Origin of the sequence: Pseudomonas sp. KBN12P06040, assembly GCF_037574965.1 — a bacterium.
Classification (GTDB): Bacteria; Pseudomonadota; Gammaproteobacteria; order Pseudomonadales; family Pseudomonadaceae; genus Pseudomonas; species Pseudomonas aeruginosa.
On record NZ_JBBELS010000001.1, the window covers coordinates 3035881 to 3054427 of the forward strand.

14 protein-coding genes are annotated in these 18547 nt (G+C 68.2%); all 14 read right to left on the minus strand.

Going from position 1 to position 18547, the window contains the following annotated elements; genetic code table 11:
• Positions 1–17 precede the first annotated feature (17 nt).
• Positions 18–1751: an FAD-dependent oxidoreductase gene (locus tag VQ067_RS14340; RefSeq protein WP_003120149.1), complete on the minus strand. Its 1734-nt coding sequence runs from the start codon at positions 1749–1751 to the stop codon at positions 18–20.
• A gap of 186 nt (positions 1752–1937) precedes the next feature.
• Positions 1938–3005 (minus strand): acyltransferase family protein, encoded by a 1068-nt coding sequence (locus VQ067_RS14345; protein ID WP_003160261.1) that lies wholly within the window; start codon positions 3003–3005, stop codon positions 1938–1940.
• An 82-nt stretch (positions 3006–3087) separates the two neighbouring features.
• The gene (locus VQ067_RS14350; RefSeq protein WP_033990973.1) at positions 3088–4497 is read right to left on the minus strand and encodes a lipid II flippase MurJ; all 1410 of its coding nucleotides are present in this window, start codon (positions 4495–4497) and stop codon (positions 3088–3090) included.
• Between the two features lies 1 nt (position 4498).
• Positions 4499–5935: a biofilm formation protein PslJ gene (locus tag VQ067_RS14355; RefSeq protein ID WP_003111164.1), complete on the minus strand. Its 1437-nt coding sequence runs from the start codon at positions 5933–5935 to the stop codon at positions 4499–4501.
• A gap of 2 nt (positions 5936–5937) precedes the next feature.
• A complete protein-coding gene (locus tag VQ067_RS14360; RefSeq protein WP_003089232.1) occupies positions 5938–7041 on the minus strand; it encodes a glycosyltransferase family 4 protein in 1104 nt (367 codons plus the stop codon).
• Entirely contained in the window at positions 7032–8240 is a 1209-nt protein-coding gene (locus VQ067_RS14365; protein ID WP_003111163.1) for a glycosyltransferase family 4 protein, read from the minus strand. Before VQ067_RS14365 ends, VQ067_RS14360 begins: the two co-directional genes overlap by 10 nt.
• A gap of 8 nt (positions 8241–8248) precedes the next feature.
• Complete coding sequence (locus VQ067_RS14370) at positions 8249–9577, minus strand: cellulase family glycosylhydrolase (protein ID WP_003089230.1); 1329 nt, start codon at positions 9575–9577, stop codon at positions 8249–8251.
• Positions 9567–10754 (minus strand): glycosyltransferase family 4 protein, encoded by a 1188-nt coding sequence (locus VQ067_RS14375; RefSeq protein ID WP_003089229.1) that lies wholly within the window; start codon positions 10752–10754, stop codon positions 9567–9569. Before VQ067_RS14375 ends, VQ067_RS14370 begins: the two co-directional genes overlap by 11 nt.
• The gene (locus tag VQ067_RS14380; RefSeq protein WP_003089228.1) at positions 10754–12742 is read right to left on the minus strand and encodes a GumC family protein; all 1989 of its coding nucleotides are present in this window, start codon (positions 12740–12742) and stop codon (positions 10754–10756) included. Before VQ067_RS14380 ends, VQ067_RS14375 begins: the two co-directional genes overlap by 1 nt.
• A 14-nt stretch (positions 12743–12756) precedes the next feature.
• Positions 12757–13527: a polysaccharide biosynthesis/export family protein gene (locus VQ067_RS14385; RefSeq protein ID WP_003089227.1), complete on the minus strand. Its 771-nt coding sequence runs from the start codon at positions 13525–13527 to the stop codon at positions 12757–12759.
• Between the two features lie 29 nt (positions 13528–13556).
• Positions 13557–14468 carry a glycosyltransferase family 2 protein gene (locus VQ067_RS14390; protein ID WP_019485422.1) on the minus strand — a complete coding sequence of 304 codons (912 nt, stop codon included), beginning with the start codon at positions 14466–14468 and terminating at the stop codon, positions 13557–13559.
• Positions 14468–15934: a mannose-1-phosphate guanylyltransferase/mannose-6-phosphate isomerase gene (locus VQ067_RS14395; protein ID WP_003113717.1), complete on the minus strand. Its 1467-nt coding sequence runs from the start codon at positions 15932–15934 to the stop codon at positions 14468–14470. Before VQ067_RS14395 ends, VQ067_RS14390 begins: the two co-directional genes overlap by 1 nt.
• Complete coding sequence (locus VQ067_RS14400; RefSeq protein WP_003111160.1) at positions 15934–17370, minus strand: undecaprenyl-phosphate glucose phosphotransferase; 1437 nt, start codon at positions 17368–17370, stop codon at positions 15934–15936. Before VQ067_RS14400 ends, VQ067_RS14395 begins: the two co-directional genes overlap by 1 nt.
• 527 nt (positions 17371–17897) lie before the next feature.
• Positions 17898–18494: a transglycosylase SLT domain-containing protein gene (locus VQ067_RS14405; protein WP_003089218.1), complete on the minus strand. Its 597-nt coding sequence runs from the start codon at positions 18492–18494 to the stop codon at positions 17898–17900.
• Between the last annotated feature and the right edge of the window lie 53 nt (positions 18495–18547).

Consider the following 18547-nt stretch of genomic DNA (forward strand, 5'->3'; position numbering starts at 1 on the left):
TGCGCCCGCTGGAACGTTCAACCGCGCTGCGCTTGCTCCTGCTCGTAGCCGAGGGCGCCGGCGATATGGCGGCCGGCGATGTAGCCGAAGGTCAGCGCCGGCCCCAGGTTGATGCCGCCGGAGGGATAGTGGCCGGCGAACAGGCTCGCCATGTCCGCGCCCGCCGCGTACAGGCCGGGGATCGGCTGGCCGCCGCCGTCCAGCACGCGGGCCTGGGCGTCGGTCTTCAGCCCGGCGAAGGTGCCGAAGCAGCCGGGCTCGACCTGCACCGCGTAGTACGGTCCGCGTTCGATGGGGGCGACGCAGGGATTCGGCCCCGGATACGCCGGGTCGCCCTGCTTGCGGTTGAATGCCGTGCCGCCGCGGCCGAACTCTGGGTCGCGGCCCTCGCGGGCGTGGCGGTTGTATTCGGCGACGGTGGCGGCCAGGCCGGACGGGTCGATGCCGCAGCTCCTTGCCAACTGATCCAGGCTGGTCCCGCGCTTGAGATAGCCGCTGCGCAGGTGCGCGGCGATCGGCAGCGGCGCCGGACGCACGTAGCCGAGGCCGTAGCGACGCAGGAAGCGCCGGTCGCAGACCAGCCAGGAGCGTGCCGGCTGCCCGGGCGGGGTGGCCTCGAGCAGGGCGGCGACATAGTCGTGGTAACCGTGCGCCTCATTGACGAAGCGCCTGCCGTTGGCCAGCACGCCGATCACCCCGGGCTTGCCGCGCTCGATGATGTGCGGGAAGTGCCCGGTCTCGCCATCGCCGTGGGGAACTCGCGAGACCGGCGCCCAGGCGATCGGCGAGCGCAGGTCGTCGGCCACCCGGCCGCCGGCGCTTTCCCCCAGGCGCAAGCCGTCGCCGTTGCAGCCCGGCGGCGGCAGCGGCAGCAGGGTGTCCAGGGTGGGGGCCAGCTCGGCGCGGCGCTGCGGATCATGGGGAAAGCCGCCGCAGGCCAGGACCACGGCGCCTGCCTCGATGCGCAGGAGTCCCTCGGCGCTCTCGACCAGCGCGCCGACCACCTTGCCGTCACGCAGCAGCAGTTCGCGGGCTGGCGCCGATTCGATCAGGCGCACACCCAGGGCTTCGGCGGACTTGGCCAGGCGCGCTACCAGGGCCACGCCATTGACCAGGTGCATGGCGCGACCGTAGCGCAGCAGGTGCCAGAGGTGGCTGGAAAAGCGCCGGGCGACATGCAGGAAGGCCGGCAGCGAGCGGGTCAGGTCGAGGAAGGCGGCGAGGTCGGCGCCGGCCATGATCGGCATGCCCATGAACGAGGTCTCCCGCAGGGTCTTGCGCAGGCGCGGCAGCAGCGGGCCCAGTTGCCGTGCGTCATAGGGCGCGGCGACCAACTGGTGGCCGCCCTCGGCGGCGCCCGGCGTGTCGCCATGCATGTCCGGGATGCCGTTGCCGTCGACGAACCGCAGGTGGGTGTGGCGCTCGAAGAAGGCCACCATGTGCGGGCAGGCTTCGAGGAAGGCGTCGATCCGCGCGGCGTCGTAACGCTCGCCCAGTTCGTGGCGCAGGTAGGTACGCGGTTGCTCGATGTCCTCCTCGATACCGGCGCGACGCGCCAGCGGGTTGCGCGGCAACCAGGCCCAGCCGCCGGACCAGGCGCTGGCGCCGCCGAACACCGGGTCCTTCTCCACCAGGACTACCCGGCGCCCGTGCCAGGCCGCGGTCACCGCCGCCGCCAGCCCGGCGGCGCCGGAGCCGACGACCAGCACGTCACAGGTTAGCGGGGTGGTCTCGACGGCCGCAGAGGTCATGGCTTCTCCCTTTTTCAATATTTCGGAACGATGTTCCATATTCTAGGGAGGCAATGCCCGCGTACCAACCCGCTCAGCGAAAGGAGCGGGCGATCATCGGCCAGGTCGAAGCGAGGTCGGCCGCCCGTTAGGGAAAAGGGAGACGGGAGGGGAAAGGCCCGGCGCAGGCGCACCGGGCCGAGGGCGTCAGCGCGCTTCGCCGCCGCCCTGGACCGCGGCGGTCTTCTTGCGCACCGGGAAGGGAAAGTAGAGGGCGCGCAGCAGCGCGACGCGCTTGATCACTTCGCCGATCAGCAGCGAGACGATCACCGAGATCACCAGGGCGACGCTGGCAGCGGCCGGTTCCGACAGGCCCAGGTGGACCAGCAGGTTGAAGGTCTTGTGCTGGATCTCGCCGTGGAAGATCAGCAGGATCAGGGTCGACTGGCCGATGTAGGTCATCGCCTTGCCCAGCCAGTCGATCTTCATCATCAGCCCGGACAGCGCCCAGCACAGGTAGACGCCGCTCACCGCCTGGACGGTGGCCCAGAACCAGTGGTCGTAGCGGCGCTGCGCCATGTCCACCACCGTCGGGTAGTAGAGGAAGCTGGCGGTGGTCACGGCAAGGGCGATGCACAGGGTCAGCAACGAACTCTGGTGGCGACGCAGGACGTCGCGCAGGACATAGCCGAACATGAAGTGGGCGCTGCTGATCAGGGTGATGTCCAGGCTGAACGGCAGGCCTGGCAGCAGGTACTGTTCGCCGCCGAACTCCACCGGGATCTGCCAGAACGTCTTGAGGAACAGGATGCCCAGGCCCAGTTGCACGGCCAGCAGCACGCAACTGGCGGCGAGGGACAGGCCGAGACGCTGGATGACGCGCAGCATGAACCAGGCGAACAGGGTCGCTACCCAGAAGTGCGGCAGGTACCAGAGCGCCTGCCAGGGCAGGGTGTCGACCGAGGCGTACAGCACTCCGCCGATGTCCGGCAGCAGCGGCTGGCCGCGCAGCAGGTCGCGGAGGATGACGTAGCCGAGCATGGTCACGAAGAACGGCTTGAGCAGGGCGTCGGCCTTGCGCAGGGCCATCTCGCCGAAGGGTTGCTCGGTCCTGAAGAACACCCCGGAAATGAAGAAGAACAGTGGCAGGATGAACGGAGAGAGCAACGGATAGAGCACGGTCGGCGAACTGGCGACGAACCAGCTGTGCCCGAAGACGATGATCAGGATGCCCACGCCGCGGGTCACATCCATCTGAATCCAGCGTTTTTTCACTTTGCAACTCCCGCTTGACGCGCTAACTCACAGTGGTTGTTCGAAGGCCCCCAGGGCCAGGCTCCCTACCCGGAGCCATGGGTCAATCGGTGCGCCAGGGCCGCAGCCAGAGCGCCATGCCGAGCAGCGCCAGGCAGCCGGCGACGGTGCCCAGGCCCAGTTGCAGCCAGATACCGTCGATGCGGAACAGCAGGCCGGCGGCGAGCGCCATGGCCAGGGCGCTCAGTAGCCACAGCCGGGCCCAGGGCAGGGCGCCGAGCAGGGCCTGGCGACGCATCAGCAGCAGCGCGGTGCAGAGCACCCCGCCAAGGGCCGCGAGGGGAATCCCCGGCAGTCCGAAAATCAACGGCAGGACCGCCAGCAGCGCGGCGTTCAGCGCGCTGCCGAGCAGCTCGCAGCGCAGTGGCAGGCGAGTATCGCCGGCGGCGTAGGCGTAACGCGCCAGCAAGGCGTTCCAGGCGCCGAACACCAGTGGCACGGCGAACCAGGCCAGCAGCGCCGGCAACGGCGAGCCGGCGGTCTGCTGCGGCAGCAACAGGGCCACCAGGCCGGGTGCGGCAGCGACCAGCCCGACCCCGGCCGGCAGGGTCAGCAGGCTGGCGGTCTCCAGGCCGCGGCGAAGCAGGGCCAGGCGCTCGCCACCCTGGCGTCGGCTCATCATGCCGAGCAACACCTGGTTGAGGCTCATCAGGGCGATCAGCGGCAGGTTCATCAGCTTGCGCGCCACGTTGACCCAGGTCACCGCGCCTTCGCCGAGCAGCGACGCCACCAGCCGCTCGACCAGCGCCAGGCCCTGGCTGGCGGCGTTGCTCAGCAACAGCGGAGCGATGCGCCCGCCAAGCTCGCCCAGTTCGACGCCGGACAGGCGCCAGTGCCAGGGCCGCCAGCCCTCGATCCATAGCGAAGGCAGCAGCACCAGCGGCATCAGCAGGCTGCCGAGCAGGCAGGCCAGGGCCAGTTGTTCGGGCTGGCTGGCCTGGCCGTGCAAGGCCAGGTAGAGCACCGGCGGCAGGTTGAACAGCAGCGAGCCGAGCCCAGCCAGGACGAAACGCTCGGCGGCCTGCAGGGGGATGCTGAACAGCGCATGGAGCATCAGCCCCGGCACGCACCAGGCGAGGATCCGCAAGTTGGCCGCGGCCTGGGCGCTGGCCGTCTCGGCCAGGCCCGGGCCGAGCAAGCGCACCAGCCAGGGCGCCGCCGCCAGCAGCAGGAGGCTGAGCGCCACGGCGATACCGAGCAGCGCCGGGAGGATCGCCGCCAGCCAGTCGAGGCGACGTTCGCCCTGGCGTTCGAGGAACAGTGGCAGGGCCGCAGCGCTGAGCACGCCGCCGGCCAGCGACATGCGCAGGGCCTCGGGCAGGAACAGGGCGATGAGGAAGGCGTCGCTGCGCTCGCCGGCGCCCCAGGAGGCCACCAGCAGCCATTCGCGGGCGAAGCCCAGGCACAGGCCGAGCAGGGTAGCCAGGGTCAGCCAGAAGGCGGAGCCGAGCATCTCAGGCCTCGGCCCCGCGCTCGAGCTGTCGCTTGAGCTTGCGATAACCCACCGCCCGCGGTTGCGGCTGGCGTTCCGGGAACAGCCGGCGGGCTTCCAGCAGGTTGATCCCGACCAGCAGCCAGAACAGGCCGATCATCACCACGGCGAAGCTGAAGTAGTGGTCGAACAGGCCGCTGACCAGCGCCGCCAGGATGCCGCCTGTGCTGCCCAGCCAGATCGCGTTGTCGCGGGTCAGGCGGATCGGGCCTTTCTCCGGACGGGCTTCGCGCCACCAGCGCCAGGTCACCGCGATGAACAGCAGCATGCCGCCGAGGCCGACCTTGTACATGAAGTTCAGCCACAGGTTGGAGATGCCCAGGAGGTCGGTGCCCGGCACCGGCGGGTCGACCTTGAAGCCGATTCCCAGCGGATAGCGGGCGACGGCCTTGGGGAACATCCGGTATTCGTCGAAGCGCACCTCGGTACTGGCGTTCTGCGGCGAGAAGATGGTCGCCAGGCGTTCCTGCAACGGCGGGTAGCTGAGCACCAGGACCACCACCAGGCCGACCCCGAGCAACAGCAGGCGGCCGGTGTAGGGCACCTTGCGCAGGGACATCCAGAACAGCACCACCGCCAGGCTGAGCATCGCCCCGCGGGAACTGGCGAGGAGGATCGCGGCGGCGCCGAGGACCGCCACGGCGAGGCCCAGGCCGCGCCGCCAGCCCTGGTTGGCGACCCCGTAGCAGAACGCCAGGGGCAGCAGCAGGGCCATGATCCCGCCGGTGGCGTTGGGGTGCATCCATGGCGAGCCCATTCGCGAGGAAAGCGCCTCCAGGCCGAACTTGAGGGTGTCCAGGTTGGCGTAGTTGAACATCGCCAGGATCGGCGCCATCCCCGACGCCGAGCGGTAGCGGATGAACACCGCGATGGACATCAGCAGCATCGCCAGGGTGCCCAGCAGCAGGGCGATGACCAGTGTCTCGCGGTTCTTGCGCTCCACCAGCAGGCGTCCGGCGAGGAACACGATGGACAGGTTGAGCAGCCAGCGCAGCCAGTTCGACAGGCCGCTGGCCTCGGCCTTGATGCTGACCTGGCCGACCACGAACGGCAGCACGGTGAACAGCATCAGCCACAGCAGCATGCGCTCGGTGGAGCGGTAGCGCAGCGTCGGCGCCGGCGGCAGGCGCGAGAGGAAGATGTGCCAGAGCACCGCGCCCCAGGTCAGGGCGAGGATCGCTTCGCTGACCGTCGAACGGATCCCCACGTTGACCGTGGAGTAGGGCATGAAGGTCGCCACCAGGGCGAACAGCAGCAGCCCCCAGAACGGGAAGCGCAGGATGGTGACCGCGGCCGCCAGGCCGACCATGGCGGCGCCGGCCTTGGCCGGGCTGAGCATCAGCAGCGCTCCGCCGAAGGCCAGGCCGAAGACGACAGCGACGAGGTTTCCCAACGACATTCTCAACTCAGTTCCTCGATCAGTGCGGCCAGCCGTTGCCGGTAGGCTTCGCGGTTGAAGCGCGCGGCCCAGGCGATGAGTTCTTCCGCCGAGGCTTCGCGCGGCGCATCGGCCAGGCGCAGCATCAGGCGTTCCAGGGCGGCGCCGTCGCTGGGCGAGAAGCGCGGCGCCGACGGCGGGGTGACTTCGTCCAGCGAGGTGCCGCTGGCCACCGCCACCGGCGTGCCGACGCTCAGCGCCTCGACCACCGGCAGGCCGAAGCCTTCCGCGTAGGACGGTTGCCAGAGCCGCTCGGCCTGGCGGTACAGCGCGTGCAGTTCGGCGTCGTCGAGCCCGCCGAGCGCGTGCAGGCCGGGCAAGCCGCGTTGTTCCTCGGGCAGGTGGTCGAGGCTGCCGACCAGCACCAGCGGCGGCACGCCGGGCGCCTGGGCGCGCGCCCGGGCCCAGGCGCTGACGAACCAGGGCACGTTCTTGCGCAGTTCGCGGGTACCCACCAGCAGCCAGTAGCGTGGCGGCAGGCCGCGTGCCGAGAGGTCGGCGGGTTCGCCGGCGAAGCCGTCGACCTGGTTGGGCAGCACCCGGACTTTCCCGGCGACCCCGGGAAACAGCCGCACAGCCTCGTCGGCGCTGTACTGCGAAGGGGTCCAGACACGGTCGGCGACACGCAGCGCATAGGCGATCGACAGGTAGTCGCTGACTCGATAGACCAGCGCCTTCAGGCGGTTGGCGTGGTAGTTCTTCAGGGTGATCTGGAACAGGTCGTGGATCAGCAGCGCATAGCGCACGCCCGGCGGACGCGGCGGTAGCGGCAGGCCCATGTTGAAGGTGCTGATGTACAGGTCGATGTCCTGCTCGCGCAAGGCGCGTGGGAGGAACCCGGCTTCGAAGCGCAGGCGCTGGTGCGGCTGGTGCATCGCGGTGCGCGGACAGCCCCACGGCGGGCAGACCGCCCGCTGGCGCAGCGGGTCGTCGAGAGGGGCCACGGTGAAGCGGGTCACCTGCGTGCCGGGCAGGCTTTCCAGGGCCTGCTCCATGGCATAGACCTGGCGGCTGATGCCCGAGTGCGGCGAGCTGCCGACGGTGCGGTAGTCGAGTCCTATGCGCATGCCGGCGCTCCTTCGGCGAGGCCGGCGTAGACCTGTTCCAGTTGGCTGGCGGCGACGCTCCAGTCGTGCGCGCGGCGCGCGTAGGCGCGGCCGTTCTCGCCCAGCACGCGGGCCCGCGCCGGGTCCTGCAACAGGCGCACTACGGCGTTGGCGAGCTGCTCGGCGGTTTCGCCGCCCAGGTAGTCCTCGCCGTCCCGCAGTTCCAGGCCGGAAACGCCCTGCGCGGTACTCGCCAGCGGCAGTCCGGCGGCCAGGGCCTCGAGCACCTTCAGCTTCGAACCGCCGCCATGGCGCAGCGCGGCGAGGAACACCGAACTGCTCGATTGCAGTTGCAGCAGGTCGGGAACGAAGCCTTGCCATTCGATGCGCGGATCGCTCCAGCGTTGCGCCCAGTCCGCCGGCAGCGCATAGCCGCAGACGCTCATGCGCGCCTCGGGGCAGTGTGCCCAGACCCGCGGCAGGATCTCGTCGAGCATCCATTCCACGGCATCGACGTTCGGTGCGTATTCGTAGTTGCCGAGGAACAGCACGCGCTGCGCTTCGGGCGTCGGCCGGGCGGCGGCGAAGTGCTCGCAGTCGACCCCGTTGACCACCACTGGCACCGGGCGCCCGAGCATCGCGCCGAGCTGCCGCGCATCTTTCTCGGTCACGGCGACGACCGCTGCCGCCTGGCTCATCACCCGGCGTTCCCAGCGGCGGTAACGCCACTGGTCGTAGCGCACGAAGGGCAGCGCCCAGCCCGGCAGGCGGTCGTAGGTGGCGGCACCGAGGGACGACTCGACGTTGTGCTCGGTGAGCACGAACGGCTGGCCGGCGTCGCGCAGCGGTCGCTCGTAGGGCTGGAAGCTATAGCTGTGCTCGACCTGGACCACGTCCCAGGGCTCGCGCAGCAACTCCGTGGCGGTGCGTTGCAGCTCCGCCGACAGGCCGTTGACGCTGGCCAGCAGCGGGTAGGGCGCGAACAGCGCGGCGAGCAGCGTGGAGAGGCTGCGCAGCGGTCGGCGCGGCAGCACGACCAGGCGTTCGAGGAAGGGCTCCAGGGCCTGTCGATCCTCGGCGCTCACCGGCTGCTTGCTGTGCAGCAGCACGGTGATCCGGTGGCCGCGTGCCGCGAGGCTGCGCAGCAGGTGGTACTGGCGGGTCTTGCCGCCGCTGGTGGTGGGCCAGGGCGAGTAGGGCAGGATCCAGAGAATACGCATGGGTGGCTTCACTCCCAGACCAGCATCTGCAGGCTGGACTTCACCGGGACTTCCAGGCCGTCGCTGCCGCTCAAGGGCGTGACCTTGCCGCTGAGCGGATCGTGCAGGGTGGCCTCCTTGAGCTTCGGCAGGCGCACGTTGCCGCCGCGGGCCGACCAGAACAGCCAGACGTTGCGACCGTCCTCGCGGGTCCAGCCGATGCTGAAGGAACCGTCGGGCAGGTCCTCGGTGACCGGCGGGTCGGCCGGGCGCAGCTTCGGCCCGGTGACCTTGAGAAAGCGTTGCAGGGCCAGGTAGACCGGCTTGGGGTTGGCGTCCAGGTCGAGCAGGCCGTAGTCGCGGTCGCGCACGCTGGCGCGCTGGTCGAGATCGCTGAGGGTGAAGAGGAAGATCCGGTCGTAGTCCAGCGCACTCATCAGCGCCAGGCGACGCAGCACGTAGTCGGCCTGGCCTTCGACGCCAATGATGTCCTGCAACTCCTTCGGCCCCTTGTAGGCCGACCAGCCCCACTCGGTGCTCCAGATCGCCGGCACGCCGGCGTTGCGCAGGGCGCGGTTGATCTGGTTGGCGTGGGAGACGAAGTCCAGGTTCCACGGGTAGTTGCCTTCCGGCAACTGGGTATAGGGGTGGTAGGTGGCGATGGTGCCGAGGCTCTCCACGCCCAGGTGGCCGAGGGCATCGAACATGGTACGGCCGTCGGGCATCTCGCTGAAGAAGGCCATGCCGGCGGAAACCACCGGCTTCTCCGGGTCGACCATGCGCAGGGCGATGGTGCTGGCCTGGAGCAGCTTGGCGTAGCCTTCCGGGTCGGCCTTGGGCCGCCAGAAGCCGATCAGGTTGGGCTCGTTCCATACCTGCCAGGCGGCCACGCTCGGGTAGCGCTGCGAGAGCATCGCCATGCGCCGGGCGAAGACTTCCGGGTCGCGCGGCGGATACTGGTCCTGGAAGGGCGAGTAGAACGGCGCGGTGGTGATGAAGCGGGCCGAACCGACCAGGTAGAACACCGACTTCAGCTGGCGCGCCTCGAGATCCTTGACCAACTGGTCGAGGGAGGCCAACTGGTACTGGTCCTCGGCGGTTTCCAGGCGGTCCCAGTGCAGGTCCAGGCGCACCCACTCCAGCCCCAGGTCCTGCAGGCGGTCGATCTGCTTGTTGTAGCGCTCCGGGCTGAACCAGAGGAACTGCGCGTTGACCCCGAGGAAGTCTTTCCAGACCACCGCGCGAGGCGCCTTCAGTACCTGGATCTCGGCGTCCGCGGGACGCCCCCAGAACACCAGCAGCAGTACCACGGCGAGCAGCAGCGCGCTGCCGCCCAGATAGAGTCCCTTACGTGCCATGAACGGTTCCCACCATGTCGTTGAACAGTGCCTGGAAGCGCAGCGCGGTGCGCGGCCAGGTCCGCGCATGGCCGATCGCTCCGGCGCGCTCGGCCCAGGCCTGTGCCAGGCGGGGTTCGCGAGCGAGGTTCAACAACTGTTCGGAGAGGGCTGCCACGTCTCCCTGAGGGTAGATGGCGCCGTTGCCGCTGGCGACTTCCTCGGCGAAGGCGCGAGCGTCCGAGGTGATCGCGCCGCGCCCGCAGGCTGCCGCCCAGGACAGGGCGCCGCTGGTGCCGCGCTGCTGGCCGAGCAGACCGAGTTTCTTCGACTCGCGGTACGGCAGGACCATCACGTGGTGGGCCTGGATGGTACGTGGGATGTCCGCGGCGGCCAGGTTCAGGTTCCAGTCGATGGCATCGGCCAGGCCAAGCTCGGCGATCTGTGCCTTCAACTGGTCGAGGTAGTTGCCGCCGGCGCCGAAGGCCATTTCCGCGGCGGTGCCGCCGGCCAGGGTCAGGCGCACGCGCTGGCGCATCTCCGGCGCGCTGGCGAACAGGTCGGCGAGGGCCTCGAGCAGGTCCTCGATGCCTTTGCCGCGATAGATGAATCCGAAGTACAGCAGGCGCAGGGTGTCCAGCGACGGCAGCGGCACCGTGGCGATCTCCAGGTTGCCGTGGTTGATCACCTCGACCCGCCCGGGCGGCAGGCGCATCCGCCGGGCCAGGCACTCGCCGCCCAGGCCGGTGAGGGTCACCAGGCGCGTCAGGCCCTGGGCCACGGCACGCTCTTCGCGCAGGGTCAGCGGGTCGGCGAGCACCACGGCGGCCTGGGGCAGGGGGGAGGGCAGGCGTTCCAGCAGGTTCAGCGGCCAGGGCAGGCGCTCGCGGCGCCAGACCATGCGCTCCGGATCGTGCACCGTGGCGCTCAGCGGCAGGCGCGGGAAGCGCTTGCGCAGCTCGCGCAGGGCGATGAACTCACCCAGGCGGCCGCCGCCGAGTTCGGCATGGACCAGGTCGAAGGCGTTCCAGTCGACGCTGTCCAGCCGGCTGGCGATATTCGCGCTGTCGGCCGCCACGCCGGCGAGCGGCGTGGCTACTTCGATGCCGAGACCCTGCAGGGCGTTGCGGAAATGACTGGCGTAGTCGGCGATGCCATTCTTTTCCGGCGGCAGGGGCGCGAGGAGGGCGATCCGCATCAGAACGCGCTCCGGTAGCGGGCGATGGTCTGCAGGACCTTGCTCGGCACCTCGAAGCGGCGCCGGTTGATGATGATCCCGTCGACCTTGCCGAACGCCGTGGTGAGGATGGTCAGCGCATGCTCGACCACCGGTACGGTGCTCTTCTGCGCCTCCACCACCAGGGCGATCAGGTCGGCGCGGCGCAGGGCGATGAAGGCCTCGCGACTGTCCAGCAGGGCCGGCGCGTCGAGCAATACCACTTCGCCCGGCTGGGCCGGCTCGCCGCCGACCCGCACGCGCACGCCGTTTTCCTCCAGCAGGCGGCGCAGTTGCTCGATGATGAAGGTCACGCCTTCACCGTGGCGCGCCGAGGTCAGGCCCAGGGTCAGGCCCTTTTCCTCGATGCGCGCGTAGGGCAGCAGCCCGTACAGCCGGTAGATGCTGGCGGTGAAGGCGTTGCTGCTCTCCGCGGTGCTGTTGCTCAGCTCCGGCAGGGTGGTCCACAGCGGCAGGCCGAATTTCTCCTCGACCAGGCCGCCGTCGTGGATGCGCTGGTCGAGCAGGTAGCAGAGATAGACCACCAGCAGTCCGACGGCGAGGCCGAAGGGCACGGCGAGGAACAGCATCAGCAGGGTTTTCGGGAAGATCCGCCCGGGGTTGTAGGTGGCCTCCTCGATCACCGAGATGTTGCTGATCTGGCTCTTGTCCAGTTCACGGTCGATCCGCGATTTCTCCAGGCTGTCGACGTACAGCGCGTAGTTGCGCTCGGTGGCGTTCAGCTCGCGCTGCAGGCGCGCCAGGGTCGGCTCGATGTCCAGCGCTTCGCGCCGTTGCGCCTCGAGTTCGGCGAGCTGCTTTTCCTGCTCCGCGAGCTGGGTGCGCAGGGCCGCGTTGTTGCTGGTCTCGTCCAGCAGGACCCGTTCCAGGTGAGTGGTCAGGGTGTTCGGCGCGCGGTCCTCGGAACTCTGCACGGTGGCGCCTTCGTCCTGGACTTCCTTCTCCAGGGCACGGATCGAGGCGTCCAGGGCCTTCACCGGCGGCGCGTCGTCGGTGTAGGTGCGCATCATGTCGGCGCGTTCCAGGCGCTTCTGGTTGAGCAGCCGGCGCAGGTCCTGCTGCGCCGGGTTCAGCGCGATCTGCCGCACCGTGACGATCTCCCTGGGCAGCCCCTTGAGTTGCTGGCGGGTGGATTCCAGGGCGCTGTCGGAGGAGGCGATCAGGCGGATCGAGTTGAAACGCTCGCCGCGCAGCACGTTGATCCGCTCGGACAGGTCCTGCAGGCGGTCCTCGATGCTGGATGCGCCGATCTCGTTGAGGTGCTTGAGGATCTGCGCCTTGTAGCTCTTGATCTGTGCCGCGCTGTCGGCGGTCTGCGCCTCGTAGAAGGCGTACAGGCTCTTGCGGCCGAGCGCCTGGGTGCGCTCTTCCATGTAGATCTCGATCCAGGCCTTGACCACTTCCTGGGCGACTTCCGGCTCGCTCCAGGTGAAGCTGATCTCCATCACCGTCGAGCCGGCCGCATGGGTGACCTCGAATTTCTTCTCCAGGTCCTTGGCCAGGCGCTCGACCGCGGTGGTTTCCTCGATCACGCCGAAGGTTTCCAGGGTCACGCGAATCCCGTCGAACACCGCGCCGATGGCCTTCTTCACATAGAACTTGGTGCGCTTCCACAGGCCCTCCGGCGGCGGCCGGTTGGCCAGCACCTCGAGGTAGCGCTCGGCCACCTGGCGGACGATCGGCCGGCCGGTGAGCAGGCGTTCTTCGTCGACGATAGGGTCGCGCTGGGTGCTCGGCATCACCAGTGCCTGGCGGTTGCTGATCTCGATCGGCAGGGTCGAGTCACGACCCGGCTTGACCAGCAGGCGTGCGTTGGACTCGTACTTGGCCGGCAGCAGGAAGGCGCCGAGGACGATGATCACCACCGCGCTGAGGGCCGCCAGCTTGAACTCGCGCTGGTAGATGAACAGCAGGCGCAACAGATCACGCAAGGAACGAATTTCTATCATGGCGATGTCGCTCCTCAGCGATCGTTGTTGACGGTGTAGCTGACGCCGACGCCGATGGACTTGGCGAAGGGCAGCAACTGGTTCAGGTAGACGTCGACGCCCTCGATACGGTCGCCGACCATCGACTTGGGCACGAAGACGATGTCGCCACGCTGCATGGCCAGGGGCTTGCGGCCTTCCGGCCCGATCTTCATCAACTGGCTGAAGTCGAGGAAGTAGGCGTGGTAGCGGCCTTCCGAGTCCTCGCGCATGAGCGCCACGCGGCGGGCGTCGCCCACCGGCAGGATGCCGCCGGCGCCGAGGATGGCCTGCTCCATGTTGTTGGCGGCGGGGATCGGCACGGCCGACGGGTTGCGCACCGCGCCGCCGACGAACACCGTATTGCCCGGCGCCTGGTTGATGTTCACCGTGACCCGCGGCTCGCGGTAGATCGGCGCGAGCTTGGTGGTCAGCTCGTTGGCGATTTCCTGCGGCGTACGGTGCGCGGCCTGGATGCGACCGATGAACGGATAGTAGATGCTGCCGTCGTTGAGCACGGTGTACAGCGTCAGTTCATAGATGGTGGCGACGTTGAACGCCGAGAGGGTCGGCATCTCCCCGGCATCGCGGACGATCCGCAGGGTGTCCCCGACGCGCACCCGCTCCATCGCCGGCGGTAGCCTGGCGAGTTCTTCCAGGGCACGCTTGCCGCTGTCCACGGTGTCGCTGTCCGGTGCGGGAATCCGTGCGGGGGTGTTGCATGCGGCCAGGGCGAGCATGGCGAGCATGAGGAGGGTGCGTTTCATGAGGGAGCACTTCCTGTAGGTCATGATGTTCACTTCCAGTAGCCTGGAAACATGCTGATGCGGCGCTTGAGGGCGACCGGCAGGTGGCGTTCCAACTGGCCAAGGCGGTAGCCGAGCAGCTTGAACGCGCTACGCAGCGCTATTTCAGGTACGCGATACAGGGCACCGGCGGCACGCAAGGCCTGTATCTCGGCGAGGACATAGCGCTTGCCCTCGCCACCCGCGCCGCCGAAGGCGGCACGTATCCAACGCTCGCGGCCGTAGAACACGCCGATGTCGAAATAGCGGCGGAACTCTTCCAGCAAGCGGTAATCGTGGGAATGGTAGACCTCGGCGCTGGCCGCGTAGCGCACCGCGTAGCCGGCCTGCAGCAGGCGCGCGGCGACGTAGGCGTCCTCGCTGCCGATGACGTCTTCGGGGAAGCCGCCGACGGCCGCCAGGGCGTCGCTGCGGTAGGCGGAGAACGAGTCGGAACTGAAGCAGGTCTTGATCCCCAGTTCCGAGGCGTCGGCCAGGCGCTTGCTGCGGCTTTCCGGCGGGTAGTTGAAGCGCCGCGCCTGGGCGCCGAGCAGGCCGGCGCCGGGGTGCGGCAACTGGCGGCCGTAGGCCACGCCGATGTCGGCCTCGGCATAGAGTTCGTCGAGCAGGTTGGCGAAACTGTCGGGCGAGGCGGGAATGGCGTCCTGGGTCAGGCAGATCAGCGCGTCGGCCTCGACCTGCTGGCTGGCCCAGCGCCGCGTCCCGCCGTGGTTGAAGCTGGCCGGCTCGATGACCTCGACCCGCGCGCCGAAGGCGCGGAAGCGCTCCACCGTGTCGTCGCTGGAGCGGCTGTCCACCACCAGGATGCTGTCCGGCTGCCGCCGTTGCGCGGCCAGGGCCGGCAGCAGCCGGTCCAGGTGCGCGCCGGCGTTGCGCGTGGGAATGACCAGGGCGCAGCGCATCAGGCTTTCTTCTCGTCGCTGGCGGGGGCGCGACCGTAGATGTCGTTGAAGCGGACGATGTCGTCCTCGCCGAGGTACTCGCCGCTCTGCACCTCGATCATCACCAGGTCGATGATCCCCGGGTTGCTCAGGCGGTGGCTATGCCCGGCGGGGATGAAGGTGGATTCGTTGGTGTTGAGGAGAAACTCGCGCTCGCCGTTCTCCACCAGCGCCATGCCGCTGACCACGATCCAGTGCTCGCTGCGATGGTGGTGCATCTGCAACGACAGCGAAGCCTTGGGGCGCACCACGATGCGCTTGATCTTGAAGCGGCGGCCTTCCTCGAGCACGGTGTAGGTGCCCCAGGGCCGGCTGACCGTGCGGTGCAGGCGGAAGGCGTCGTGGCCGCGACGCTTGAGTTCCTGGGCGACGAACTTGACGTCCTGGCTGCGCGCCGCGTCGGCCACCAGCAGGGCGTCGGGGGTGTCGACGATGATCAGGTCGTGCACGCCGACGGCGCCGACCAGGCGCTTCGGCGAATCGATGTAGCAGTTGCTGACGTCGTGCAGCACGCTTTCGCCGCGTACCTGGTTGCCGTTCTCGTCCGCCGCGCTGAGTTCGCGCAGCGCCTGCCAGGAGCCGATGTCGCTCCAGCCGATGGAGCAGGGCACCACGGCGACCTTGTCCGAGCGCTCCATCAGCGCGTAGTCGACGGAGATGTCCGGCGCCTCGGCGAAGGCCCCGGCGGCCAGCTCGCGCTGGCGGCACTGGCCGTTCTCCAGGCTGCTGCCGTCGGCCAGGGCGGCGCGGGCGGCGATCAGCACCTCCGGCGCGTGGCGTTCCAGTTCCTGCAACACGGTGGCGGCCTGGAAGCAGAACATGCCGGCATTCCACAGGTACTTGCCGCTGTCCAGGTAGGACTGAGCGGTGGCCTGGTCGGGTTTCTCGACGAAGCGCGCGACCCGGAAGCCGTTGCCCAGCGGGGCGCCCTGTTCGATATAGCCGAAGCCGGTCTCGGCGCGCTCCGGGGTGATGCCGAAGGTCACCAGGTAGCCTTGGGCCGCGAGTCCGCGAGCCTCGGCCACCGCCGCGGCGAAGGCCTGCTCGTCGCGGATCAGGTGGTCGGCGGGAAGGATCAGCAACTGCGCCTGGTCGCCGAAGTGCTCCTGCACATGCAGCGCGGCGGCGGCGATGGCCGGCGCGGTATTGCGTCCCACCGGCTCCAGCAGCAGGTCCTGGGCCAGGCCGCTACGGTTGACCGCGCGGTAGTCGTCCAGGGTACGGAACAGCAGGTCGCGGTTGGTCACCGTGAGCAGGCGGGCGACGTCCGGCAGCCCGGCGATACGCAGGAAGGTCTTCTGCAACAGGCTCTGGTCATCGGCCAGGCGCATGAAGGGTTTCGGCATGCTCTCCCGGGAAACCGGCCACAGGCGGGTCCCGGAACCGCCGGAAACGATGCATGGGATCAGCGGGGCGACGGCGTTCATCAGTAGACTTCCTTGGTCAGGAGTACGGCTGGCACCGTACGGAACAGGATGTAGAGGTCGAACCACACCGACCACTTGGCGATGTATTCGAGGTCGTATTCCACGCGTTTCTTGATCTTGTGCAGGGTGTCGGTCTCACCGCGGTAGCCGTTGATCTGCGCCCAGCCGGTGATGCCGGGCTTGACCCGGTGGCGCGAGCTGTATTCGCTGACCGCCTCCTCGAAGGGAATGCCGGCGGCCTTGGTCGCCGTGGCGTGGGGGCGCGGGCCGACCATCGACATGCTGCCGGCGAGCACGTTGAACAGCTGCGGCAGCTCGTCGATGCTGGTCTTGCGGATGAAGCGGCCGACCCGGGTGATGCGGTCGTCGTCGCGGGTGGTCTGGCGTTCGGCGTTGGCGTCGGTCCTTTCCGTGTACATCGAGCGGAACTTGAAGACCCAGATCAGCCGGTTGTTGTAGCCGTAGCGTTTCTGCCGGAACAGCACCGGCCCCTTGGAGTCGAGCCTGATCGCCAGGGCCACCAGGGCCATCAGCGGGGCGAAGAGGACCAGCGCGATGCTCGCCAGGACCAGGTCCTCGCAGCGCTTGATCAGCGGCGACCAGCCGCGCAGCGGCAGCTCGGACGCGTTGAACATGGGGATCCCGGAAACGTCGACGATGCGGTTGTGGGCATGCCGGAAGGCAGCCATGTCCGGCACCAGCAGGACGTTCACCGGCAATTGCCGCAGGCGGTGGACGATGGCGCCGATGCGCCCCTCGGCGAACCAGGGCAGGGCGACCAGCACCTGGTCGACCTGTTCCTGGCGGATCAGCTTCTCCAGGTCCTTGGTGTTGCCCAGCAGCGGCAGCGAGTTGTAGTTCTCCGGGACCCGCTCGGAGCGGTCGTCGATGAAGCCGATGATGCCGGAGCGGATGTCGTGGTTGCGTACCAGGTATTCGGCCAGGTGCATGCCGCTCTCGGTGAAGCCGAGGATCACCGTGCGTTGCAGGTACATGCCGCGTTTCATCCAGGCCCGGTACAGGCGCAGCACCAGCAGGCGCTGCACGCCGAACAGCAGCAGGCTGCCGGTGAACCAGAAGATCACCAGCTTGCTGCTGAGGTAGGGAAACAGGCCCAGGCCCTGGTACATGAACAACAGCAGGCAGAACGCCGAGGCCCAGGCGAAGAACATGATGCGGAAGCGCAGGCGGTTGCTGAAGATATCGTCGGAGTAGACGTCCAGTGCCTGGAACATGATCACCGTGAGCGCGCCGAAGAACAGCAGCAGCCCGAGCATGTTGCTGCGCAGCTCCACGGGAACCAGGCCGGGGTAGTACAGCAGGAACAGCGCCGGGGCGATGGCGGTGAGCGCGTGTACCAGCTTGGTCGCGACCAGGAAGTACTCGATGAATCCAGCCCGTGTCAGCGACAGGCTATCTACCGACTTCGAATGCATGTTGTTTGCTCTGCCGATCACGGGCAGTCCATTGAGTGGATAGGGAAGAGCAAGGCGGTGAAGCGTCAATTTAGTGACTATTTTTCATTTGCCACGCGGTTTAGTCATTTTCCCGTCGAATAGGTTCATTCGTCGATAGTGGCTTTGTGATAGCTATCTTAGCATTCCCAGGGAAATATCCGTAGTCTGGGTAAGTTTTTTTAGTCAATTTATTGACGTATTTCTGGCGCCAAACTTTTATCCAAACAGTAGACGAGGAAATCTGACGCTGCCAATCCGCGAGCGCTCTGGCCTGGGAAGCGAAGCGGGGTGAAAGGTGAGGGCAGGCCGCTCGGCCAGGTGGCCAGCCGCCGGTTCGACGACCCGCCTGTTCACTGGCGCTGCGGGCTGCCTGGGCAGGATGCGCCTGCGGTTCCATGACGCAGGATGGCCGTTCGAGCGTGCCGATCCGGCTTGGGACCGTCTTGGCGGACGCTACCCTCGTCGAAGGCGGAAGAGGTTCGAGCCCGCGGCGTGCGCGGACCGGGCTACCAGAACCAGCCGCCGCGCGACAGTTCCTGCTGGCAACTGCGGTACTGGGCGCCGAACAGCGAGGCGCGGGACTGGACCTTCTGCGAGACGTTCTTCAGCCATGGCTTGGCGTCGTAGCTGCGGTTGCGGTAGCCGCCCCAGCCCTCGTGGTAGTTCAGGTACTGGCCGTAGGCGTCCCACTTGGAGACGCCGTTGACTCGCTGGCTCTTCTGGATGTACCAGCCCATGAAGTCCAGGGCGTCGGCGAAGTCGTCGCGGCTGGCGCCCCAGCCGCCGGCCTCGCGCTTGTAGTCGGCCCAGGTCTCGTCCTTGGCCTGGGCGTAGCCGTAGGCGGAGCTGACCCGGCCCCAGGGGATGAAACCGAGGAAGTAGTAGCGCGGCGGCAGGGCGTCGTGCTTGAAGGACGATTCCTGGTACATCATCGCCATCGGCACCTGGACCGGCGCGCCCCAGCGCTGCTGCATCTTCAGCGCCGCCTCGTGCCATTTCGGTTTTTCGCGGAAGATCTCGCAGAGGTTATCGGGATTGGCGGGGGGCTTGGTGGCGCAGCCGGCAAGAGCCAGGAGCAGGGCCGGCATCGAGAGCCGCAGCATGAAAGGGGTCCTTTGGCAGACGTCTGGGTCGCTTAACGCTGGCGCTTTATACC

Bases quoted from the DNA above. Each gene is read 5' to 3' on its own strand.
- VQ067_RS14370 (WP_003089230.1), bottom strand. From the start codon at position 9,577: ATGGCACGTAAGGGACTCTATCTGGGCGGCAGCGCGCTGCTGCTCGCC.
- VQ067_RS14375 (WP_003089229.1), bottom strand. From the start codon at position 10,754: ATGCGGATCGCCCTCCTCGCGCCCCTGCCGCCGGAAAAGAATGGCATC.
- VQ067_RS14340 (WP_003120149.1), bottom strand. From the start codon at position 1,751: ATGACCTCTGCGGCCGTCGAGACCACCCCGCTAACCTGTGACGTGCTG.
- VQ067_RS14360 (WP_003089232.1), bottom strand. From the start codon at position 7,041: ATGCGCATAGGACTCGACTACCGCACCGTCGGCAGCTCGCCGCACTCG.
- VQ067_RS14350 (WP_033990973.1), bottom strand. From the start codon at position 4,497: ATGCTCGGCTCCGCCTTCTGGCTGACCCTGGCTACCCTGCTCGGCCTG.
- VQ067_RS14400 (WP_003111160.1), bottom strand. From the start codon at position 17,370: ATGCATTCGAAGTCGGTAGATAGCCTGTCGCTGACACGGGCTGGATTC.
- VQ067_RS14385 (WP_003089227.1), bottom strand. From the start codon at position 13,527: ATGAAACGCACCCTCCTCATGCTCGCCATGCTCGCCCTGGCCGCATGC.
- VQ067_RS14405 (WP_003089218.1), bottom strand. From the start codon at position 18,494: ATGCTGCGGCTCTCGATGCCGGCCCTGCTCCTGGCTCTTGCCGGCTGC.
- VQ067_RS14365 (WP_003111163.1), bottom strand. From the start codon at position 8,240: ATGCGTATTCTCTGGATCCTGCCCTACTCGCCCTGGCCCACCACCAGC.
- VQ067_RS14380 (WP_003089228.1), bottom strand. From the start codon at position 12,742: ATGATAGAAATTCGTTCCTTGCGTGATCTGTTGCGCCTGCTGTTCATC.
- VQ067_RS14395 (WP_003113717.1), bottom strand. From the start codon at position 15,934: ATGAACGCCGTCGCCCCGCTGATCCCATGCATCGTTTCCGGCGGTTCC.
- VQ067_RS14390 (WP_019485422.1), bottom strand. From the start codon at position 14,468: ATGCGCTGCGCCCTGGTCATTCCCACGCGCAACGCCGGCGCGCACCTG.
- VQ067_RS14355 (WP_003111164.1), bottom strand. From the start codon at position 5,935: ATGTCGTTGGGAAACCTCGTCGCTGTCGTCTTCGGCCTGGCCTTCGGC.